Raw genomic sequence first — 9086 nt, forward strand, 5'->3', positions numbered from 1 at the left:
ACTGGTCCTTGATGGCTTCATCGCCACCCACATGGATATACGTGGAGGGGAACAACACCATCACTTCATCAAGGACATTCTCCATGAAGGTGAAGGTCTTGTCCGAAGGGCTGTACAGGTAGGGCATCACGCCCCAATCGGTGGACACCTGCGGCCGCTTTTTCGTAACGCCGAATTGAGGATAGGAAGCTATCGCCGCCTGGGCATGGCCGGGCATCTCGATTTCCGGCACCACGGTGATGTAGCGCTCGGCGGCATAGGCCACGATATCGCGGACATCATCCTGCGTGTACATGCCGCAATAAGGCTTGCCCGGCTCATCGACAAGGGCGGCGTCGGGACCCAGGGCTTTGCGGCAGCCGCCAATGCGTGTGAGGTCGGGGTATTTCTTGATTTCAAGGCGCCAGGCCTGGTCGTCGGTGAGATGCCAGTGAAAGGTATTGAGCTTCAGCAGCGCCATCTGGTCGATGATCTTGCGCAGCTCATCGGTGGTCTGGAAATGCCGCGCCGAATCCACCATCAGGCCGCGCCAGGCGAAACGAGGGGCGTCGTCCACGTGCATGGCGGGCACCGCATGCGAACCCGGTTGCGCCGTCAGTGCTTGCCACAAGGTGATCGCGCCATAGAACAAGCCGTGGGAGCGGCTGGCGCGGATGCTGGCACCATCGCTGGTGACATCCAGCGCATAGGCTTCCTCGCCCTCGATGGCCGGGTCACTTGTGAGCACGATGGCACCCTTCGCGTCGCCGCCGTCGGCAACGGTGAGCTGCATGCCCGTGCTGCGCTTGATGCGGTCGGCCAGGTACTGGGCCACGCGGTGCGCGCCTTCGTCACCGGCCGGCGCCACGATACGGGTGCCCTCGCGCAAAGCAAACGATCCGGCGTGCCGGTCGAGCCTGGCCACGGCGGGCACCAGCGACAGCGGCGCGATCGCCTCGCCCGGGCCCGTGGTGGCGGCGGGCGCGTGCGACTGGTTGTTCGGGGACATGGCGCATGCAGCAAGCATGCCCACGGCCATCATCGCCACCACACAAGCGTACTTGTTCATCCGAAGTCCTCCGTATCCCCGCCAGCCCGGCCATGCTGCCACGAATTCCCGCTGACGGGACAAAAAAATAGGGCCCTGGTCACAGGGCCCTTGGGGAGAAGACGACCTTGCGGGCAGCACCGCAAGGTCGCTTGAGCCAACTTTTTAGAACTTGAAGCGAAGGTTCACGTAGTACTGGCGGCCGTTGTCGTAGAAAGCGTAAGGCTGCTTACCGTAGACATCGGCCTTCGTGTAGTACTTCAGCACCGGGCGGTTGAGGTTCATCGCATCGAACGACAGCGAGAGGTTGTCGGTCAGGCTGTAGCCCATCGATAGCGCCAGGTTGCCGATACCGCGCTGGTAGAAGTTGTCCGTACGGCTGACGCCGGCGAAGAACTCCGAGCGGTAGGTGTAGCTCACGCGCGCGTTGAACACCTTGTTCTCGAAGTAGGCCGAGACATTGGCCGTCCTCTTCGAGTTGCCCTGCAGCGGACCATCATCCTTGTCGGTGTGGCCGTCGGACAACGTGTAGTTGGTGGACACGCCGAAGTTCTCGCCGATCGGCTGGATGTAGTTGAGTTCTGCACCCTTGACCGAACCGTCCACGTTCACCGGGACGCTCACCAGGTAGGTGTTGAAGACGTCCGTGCCGGCGGTGATGGAAGCCTGCTGATCCTTGAACGTGCGAGCCTCAGGACCGAAGTTCACGTAGTCCTTCAGGTTCATCTTGTACACGCCGAACGACAGCAGGCCGCGCGGTGCGAAGTACCATTCCAACGCTGCATCGAAGTTCGTGGAGATGATGGGTTTGAGCTGCGGGTTGCCGCCGCTGCCGGTGTGGGTGAGGTCATCCAGCGACACGGAACCGGCCAGGGCTGAGTAGTCCGGACGGGTCATGGTCTTGGACGCGGCCAGGCGGCCCACCAGCTCATCGGTGAAGCTCCACTTGAAGTTGGCGCTGGGCAGGGCCTTGCTGTACGTGTGGTTGTAGTTGCTCTTGTAGTACGTGCCGAAAGCGGAACCCAGGAACGGACCCGCCACCGTATTGGCTTCGGAACTGGCGGTGTTGTAGTTGATGTCCTCTTCCGTGCGCACGTAGCGTACGCCCACGTTGGCGCTCCACTGGCTGCCGGTGAAGTTCGCCTGCAGGTAGGCGGCCTTGTCCTTTTCCTCGACCTTGTAGATGTTCTGCCAGTTGAAGCGGGCGACGGGGTCGCGGTTGGCGAGGGCGGCATCGATCGCGGCCAGCTGCCCCGGGGTGTAGTACCAGATGCTGCTTGGGAACGTGGCGCCAAGGCCGTCGCCGAAGTGACCGGGATAGTTGCTGACATCCTGCGGGTAGTCCGACGGTACGCCCAGGCCATTGAGCGGACCCTGGCCGATGTCGGTCTTGTTCTCACGCGTGTGGTCGGCATAGCGCACGCCGAACTGCAGCGACGAGAGCGGGTTGTCGTCGAAGGCGAGCTCGCCATCCAACTGGCCCCAGTTCTCCTTGTCCTTCACGTGGATGTTCTGGTCGCCGAAGATCCAGCCGCTGGAGGGCTGGAAGCCGGACGACGCCAGGCTGGAATTATCTGCGCCAAGGCGCACATCGTACGGGCTGCCCAAACCATGCTGCAGCCAACCTGCACCGCCGCCCGGCTGCACGCCGGTTTCCAGCACGTCCTGGTTCGGGCTGTCGCCGCGACCTTGGGTGGTGCCGGCCTGGCCCTTGATGGTCAGGTGGTCGGTGGCATTCCAGGCGCCGTCCAGGGTGAGGTACTTCGACTCAGATGATGCGCCCGGACGCGAGATCATGTCGTACACGCCGTACGGCGCGGTGCTGGTCGGGTCAGGAAGGAAGTTGGCCGAGGTCAGCACGCCGTTCTTGTTCACCACGTAGCCGGGGGCCGGCATATGCGTGGCGGCGAACTGGCTGGTCCAGATCATGTAGTTGCGGTTGTAGTTGTCGGCTTTCATCTTCGAGTAGAAGCCCGACAGGTCCAAGGTGACGTTGTCGGTGGGCTTGAACTCGATGTCGACCACGCCACCCTTGCGCTCGCGCTTCTGGGTGAACAGCGTGGTACCCAGCAGCTGCGGCGCGTACACGCCGGCAAGCGGGCCGCTGCCGCCGATGGGCGCGTAACCGCCGACCACTTCCTGGCCGTCACGCTCCAGGCTGCGCTTCTCGTAGAAGGCCTGGCCCAGGATGCCGAAGGTGTTGTCGTTGTTCTTCCAGTTGAACAGGCCGCTGAACTGCGGCTCGGTCTTGGAAGGAAGGTCCGAATACACGCCACCGATGGAGGCTTCGCCCGTGAACTGCTTGGCGAATTCCAGCGGGCGGCGGGTGATGATGTCGACGGAGCCTGCGCTGCCGCCTTCGACGATGTTGGCCTCGGAGGTCTTGTGCACCACCACCTGGCTTACGATTTCCGCCGGAAGCAGGCTGTAGCTGACGCTGCGGCCGACGGTCTGCACCTGGCTCAGCACGAACCAGTCGCCGGTGCCCACGGTGTGACCGTTGACCAGGGTCTGAGTCATGCTCGGGTTGGTTCCGCGCAGGGCTACGCGGTCGTTTTCATCGAAGCCGCCTTCCGAGGCGCTGGACGATGAAATGTTCACACCGGGAAGGCGCTGCAGGGTGTCGGCCACGTTCTTGGCCGGCAGCTTGCCGATGTCCTCGGCGGTGACGATCTCCACGTGGGAGACGGCTTCCTGCTTCAGGTTCAGGGCCTCCGCTTCGCTGTCGCGGATGCCGGTGACGATCACCGTGGAGAGCTCGGTGGCTTTCTTTGCGTTGGGCTTGGCGGCGTTGTCGCCGGTGACCTGGGCGGCGTCCTGCGCGAGGACGGTGCCGGCCATGCACAGGCTGGCGATGATGCTGGCGGCAAGCAGGTTCTTGCTGAATGACATGGCGTCCTCCCCTCAGAGGCTTTCGATTTTTAAGCGGCAGCCCCTGCGGCGGGGCCGGTGTCCGTTGGTTGGCTGGGCCTTGCGGCCCGTTTCTTGGGTATTGCGAACTAGCTGGACTTCAAAACTTCTTGTGGCGCAAAGCCCGTCACTGGGCGAAGTTGCCGTCGAGGTACAACCCGGCGGCACCGATCACGCCCAACTGGCCGTGGTCCATCAGGCGCACTGAAACCTTCTGCAGGAAGGCCCGCATCACGCCCTTGTTGAAGAAGCGGTGTTCGAACTGGCTTTGCAGCAGCACGTCGCGCACCTGCGGCAAAATTCCGCCCGCAAGGAATACGCCGCCAGTAGCGCCGTAAAGCATGGCCAGGTCGCCGACGAAGCTGCCCAGCAGCGCGCAGAACGTGTCCAGGGCCTCCACGGCTGCCTCGTCGCTCCTGGCGAGCGCGGCAGCGGTGACGTCGGCGGGCTCGGCAAGCGTGACAGGCAGGCCGCGCAGGCCCGCGATCACCCGGTAGAGATTGAGCAGGCCTGGGCCGCTCAGGGCCCGCTCCATGGAAACGTAGTCGTATTCCTTGGACAGCTGGCGAAGGATCTCGATCTCGCGCTCGGTGCCCGGCGCCAGCGAGATCTGCCCCGCTTCCGTGGGCAGCACGCGCGCACGCGGCTCGCCCGGCAGCAGTACGGCCGAGCCCAGGCCGGTGCCCGGACCCATCACCAGGACCGGACCCGGTGCCGACGGCTTGCTGGCGGCGATCACGGTAGTGGTCTGGGCAAGATCCAGGAACTGCGTGGCATAGGCCACGGCTTCGAAGTCGTTGACGACCGCCAATTGGCCGATGGACAGCGACGCGCGGATGTCACTGATCGACACCGGCCAGGCCAGGTTGTCGTTGACGATGGCATCGTCCAGCACGTAGCCCGCACAGGCCACGGCGCAATGCGCGACCGGGCCATCCACACCGGCCTTGCCGAAGAAATCCTTCAGCACCGCCGTAAGGCTGGGCCAGTCGGCGCAGGTGTAACGCTCGTAATGCAGCACGTTTACGCCGGACAACTGCGCGCTGACCAGGCCGATGCGTGCGTGCGTGCCGCCGACATCCGCCGCGATGAACGGCGAACCCTGGGGTTTCACCATCTGAAGTGTCCTGTGGTTGGCAGCTGTCGCCACACCTGTCCCCTTGCCTGACCCCAATGGGCGCCCATCGGTACCTCAGGGCGCCGCGCTTGTCCGCAATATGGCTTCGTGATGACAACGTTGTCAACGAGGAAAAAGTCTTAGACCGACTGCTTTTCTTAACGCGTTGCAACACGATCGGCTGTCCCTGGCTGCCGGGAATGTTCACATCGGCCATACATAGACCCGTGTTTTACCGCCTGGATTTCGTGCTGCGGCGCAGCAAACATAGTCGCGATCCATGCCGTCAGTCATGCGGCAGGCTGGGCCCGGGGCAAACGCTGATTGACAACGTTGCGCCGCCCGGTCAATAAAGCGGACAACGGTGTCGTCGCATTGCGCGCGTGGCCGAACGACGGGGAGTTGTACAAGTCATGTCCGCCATTCCAGAGGCCTTGCCGGCCCGCCAGTCCAGCGTGCTGCCGATGATCATCATCGGCGTGCTCTTCTTCATCTTCGGTTTCGTCACCTGGCTCAATGGCCCGTTGATCACCTTCGTCAAGCTCGCCTTCCAGGTCGACGACTTCTACGCCTTCCTGGTGCCCTCGGCGTTTTACCTGTCCTACTTCTTCCTGGCCATCCCGGCCTCGATCGTGTTGAAGCGCACGGGCATGAAGAAGGGCATGGCACTGGGCCTGTTCGTGATGGCAATCGGCGCGGTCACCTTCGGCGAGTTCGTTTCCATGCGTAGCTTTGGCGGTGCGCTCACGGGCCTGTTCGTGATCGGCGCGGGGCTTTCGCTGCTGCAAACGGCTTCCAACCCATACATCAGCATCCTGGGGCCGATCGAGAGCGCGGCGCAGCGCATCGCTTTCATGGGTATCTGCAACAAGGTGGCCGGCGCGCTGGCGCCCTTCGTATTCGGCGCGCTGGTGCTGTCCAACATCGCCGACTTCGGCAGCCAGGTCACCGCCGCGCCGGACGCAGCCAGCCGCGAGGCCCTGCTCAATGCTTTCGCCGCCAAGGTACACATGCCCTACATGGTGATGGCGGGCCTGCTGGTGCTGCTGGCGATCTGGGTGGTGCGCTCGCCGCTGCCGGAGATCAAGCCCTCTGGTGCCAACACCGAACGCACCATCGGCCACCAGCACGGCGGCATCTTCAGCTTCCCGCACCTGTGGCTGGGCGTGCTGTGCCTGTTCCTGTACGTGGGCGTGGAAGTGATGGCGGGTGACGCCATCGGCACCTACGGCCAGGGCCTGGGCCTGCCGTTGGAGGCCACGCGCCACTTCACCTCGTTCACGCTGTTCGCCATGCTGGCCGGATACCTGGCGGGCCTGGTGTTGATCCCGCGGGTTATCACCCAGCACGCTTACCTGGCACTGTCGGCGGTCTTGGGCGTGGTGTTCGTACTGTGCGCCTCTCTTACGACGGGCTACGTATCGGTAGGCTTCGTGGCCGCGCTGGGCTTTGCCAACGCCATGATGTGGCCGGCGATCTTCCCGCTGGCCATCCGTGGCCTGGGCGGCCTGACCGAGCGCGGTTCGGCGCTGCTGATCATGGGCATCGCCGGCGGCGGCATCATCCCGCCCCTCTTCGGGTATCTGAAGCAGCACCACGATTTCCAGATGGTGTTCGCGGCACTGATGGTGCCCTGCTACCTGTACATCCTCTATTTCGGCCTGGCGGGACATAAGGTCGGCCAGCACCGACTGGGCTGAACCATGCCCCGCAGGAAGGCCCCGGCCCTGCTATCCCTGCCGTCCATCCGCTACGATGGGCGGCGGGATCATGAAGGCGGAGAAGAACGGGTGCGCAGTCCGACCATCAAGGACGTTGCCGAGAAGGCGGGCGTTTCGCTCAAGACCGTCTCCCGGGTGATCAACAACGAGCCTTCCGTCCACGAGCGCACGCGGGAAAAGGTCCAGCGCGCCATCGATGCCCTGGGCTACCAGCCGGATCCTTCAGCCCGGAGCCTGCGCGGCACGCGGGCCTGGGCCATTGGCCTGGTGTACGACAATCCCAACGCGCACTACGTGATCAGCATGCAGAACGGCGTGCTGTCGGTGTGCCGCGAGCGCGGTTTCGGCCTGCAGATCCATCCGTGCGATTCCACCTCGCCGACCCTGGTCGAGGAATTATGCGAACTGGTGCGCCGTTCGCGCCTGGCGGGCCTGGTGCTGGCGCCGCCGATGTCCGAGCAGAAGGAGCTGATCGAAACGCTGGCGAAGGAGAATATTCCCTTCGTGCGGATCATCTCGGCGCGGAAGGATCCCAAGGACGGCTACCCCTGCGTGTTCGTCGACGACCGCGATGCCGCCTACGCCATCACCGAGCACCTGATCCAGCTGGGCCACCACCGCATCGGTTTCCTCTGGGGCGGCAAGCACCATCGTTCCAGCCCGGAGCGCTACCAGGGCTATGAAGACGCGCTTCGCGCGTACGGCATGCCACTGGATAACGAGCTGGTGGTCGAGGGTGATTATTCCTTCGATGATGGATTCCGCGGCGCGCGCAAACTGCTGGCACTCGAGCACCGCCCCACGGCCATCTTCGGTTCAAACGACGAGATCGCCGCCGGCGTGCTGGCGGCGGCGAAGTCCGGCGGCATCGACGTACCCTGGGAGCTGTCCATCGCCGGCTTCGAGGACAGCCCGTTCTCCAAGCAAAGCTGGCCGGCGCTTACCACGGCGCGCCAGGCCACCACCGACATCGGCCGGCATGCGACGCGGCGGTTGATCGCCGAGCTTGAGCGCGAGGCGCATGGCATTGCTGGCGAAATCAGCAATGAGGGCTTCAGTCCGGAATTGGTGGTACGCGGGTCGACGGCGCCGATTCGCAAGTAGGGAAGCCCTCGCCGAGAGGGAGTGAGACCGTGAATTGACTCCCCTCTCCGATGCCTTCGCTCGTGGCAGTGACATGTCCGCCATGCGCCTCTACCAACTCACGGACGACCGTCAATCCGATACCCAAGCCATCACCATTGAATGCGACGGCCTGTGGATCTTGCACGAAGGGATCGAACATGGTGGCCAATGTCTCGGTCGTCAGGCCAATGCCGCTATCAATCACCGTTATGGTCAACGCATTGCCAGTGTCAGCCATGGCCAGTTCGATCTCGCCGCCCTGGAGTGTGTACTTCGAGGCATTGTCGAGCAGGTTGACGAAGACCTGGGCAAGGCGCACCGGGTCGCCATGGATCATCACGGGCGTCGGCGACAGGTTCGAGTGAAAACGCTGATTGCGCTTATCCATGGCCGGCACGCACGTTTGGATGGCTTGCTCAAGGATATCGGCGATATCCACCATCTTTTTGGTTAACCGCAACTTGCCGACACCGACGCGCGAGACCTCCAGCACGTCAACCAGCAAGCGGGTGATGTGCAGCACCTGCCGCTCGATGATGGCTTTCATCCTTGGCAGGTCATCCAGGCGCGATTCATCGATCATCGACGCAGCCATGCGTATCGGCGTCAGCGGCGTGCGTAACTCGTGGGCAAGCACGGCGAGAAAGTCGGCGTGCCTGATCCGGGCAAGTTCGGCGGCATCGAGCAAATGATGAGCATCGAGCGCGGCGAGAACCAGTTTCTCATTCGCGTCGCGCAACTGCGCATAGTGGTGCTCATGCTCGACCGTGTCTTTTCCGACGGACAGGAATAGCGCTTTCAGGGCTTGCGCGGATGCATCAGCCTCGTCTTGCATTCGTAGCGAGGAAAGGACTAGCGCTTCATTGGCAGCGATCAACTGGGCGACCCGCGCTTCGAATGCCAAATGAGTTTCCGCCGCGATGATCTCGGCTTCTTTTGCCTCGGCCATACGGTCCGGAGGCGACTCATTCATGAGAGTGGCTGCCGTGATTTTCGCGTGGGCCGGCCACCCAGCAACCCTTCCTGCTGCGGAAGCATGGTGCCGATGTGGATGCCGTCTTCCTGGATCTCATACGCGCACAACTCGTTCGAGTGCGCGCTGGCGCGCACCTTGACCACGGCCATGACGCGCAAAAGTCGACTCTCGACCTCAATGTAACGCTGCACGACGATCGCATCGGTCATG

The 9086-nt window shown here is 63.3% G+C and carries 6 protein-coding genes and 1 pseudogene; 2 read left to right on the forward strand and 5 right to left on the reverse strand.

Annotated features, from left to right (window positions below):
- From VK519_RS10250 to glk, 3 genes are all read right to left on the reverse strand, one after another.
- Nucleotides 1-1048 (reverse strand): beta-N-acetylhexosaminidase (locus VK519_RS10250; protein WP_324349529.1); only part of this gene is annotated, 1048 nt, incomplete at its 3' end.
- 144 nt (nt 1049-1192) lie between these two features.
- Complete coding sequence (locus VK519_RS10255) at nt 1193-3919, reverse strand: TonB-dependent receptor (protein WP_324349531.1); 2727 nt, start codon at nt 3917-3919, stop codon at nt 1193-1195.
- 145 nt (nt 3920-4064) lie between these two features.
- On the reverse strand, nt 4065-5054 hold the full coding sequence (gene glk, locus VK519_RS10260) for a glucokinase (RefSeq protein ID WP_324349532.1): 990 nt from the start codon (nt 5052-5054) through the stop codon (nt 4065-4067).
- Between the two features lie 402 nt (nt 5055-5456).
- Between glk and VK519_RS10265 the strand changes: the two are divergent.
- Nucleotides 5457-6754, forward strand: a pseudogene (locus VK519_RS10265) (sugar MFS transporter).
- 90 nt (nt 6755-6844) lie between these two features.
- Nucleotides 6845-7879 (forward strand): LacI family DNA-binding transcriptional regulator, encoded by a 1035-nt coding sequence (locus tag VK519_RS10270; protein WP_324349533.1) that lies wholly within the window; start codon nt 6845-6847, stop codon nt 7877-7879.
- Here VK519_RS10270 and VK519_RS10275 read toward each other — a convergent pair.
- Both VK519_RS10275 and VK519_RS10280 read right to left on the reverse strand, forming a co-directional pair.
- Nucleotides 7830-8873, reverse strand: coding sequence for a sensor histidine kinase (locus VK519_RS10275; RefSeq protein WP_324349534.1), 1044 nt, complete (start codon nt 8871-8873; stop codon nt 7830-7832). The genes VK519_RS10270 and VK519_RS10275 overlap by 50 nt on opposite strands.
- Nucleotides 8870-9086, reverse strand: a 217-nt coding sequence (locus tag VK519_RS10280) for an ATPase domain-containing protein (protein ID WP_324349536.1), incomplete at its 5' end; no start/stop codon positions are given. The genes VK519_RS10275 and VK519_RS10280, both read right to left, overlap by 4 nt.

Source organism: Pinirhizobacter sp. (genome assembly GCF_035317885.1).
Lineage (GTDB): Bacteria > Pseudomonadota > Gammaproteobacteria > Xanthomonadales > Rhodanobacteraceae > Pinirhizobacter.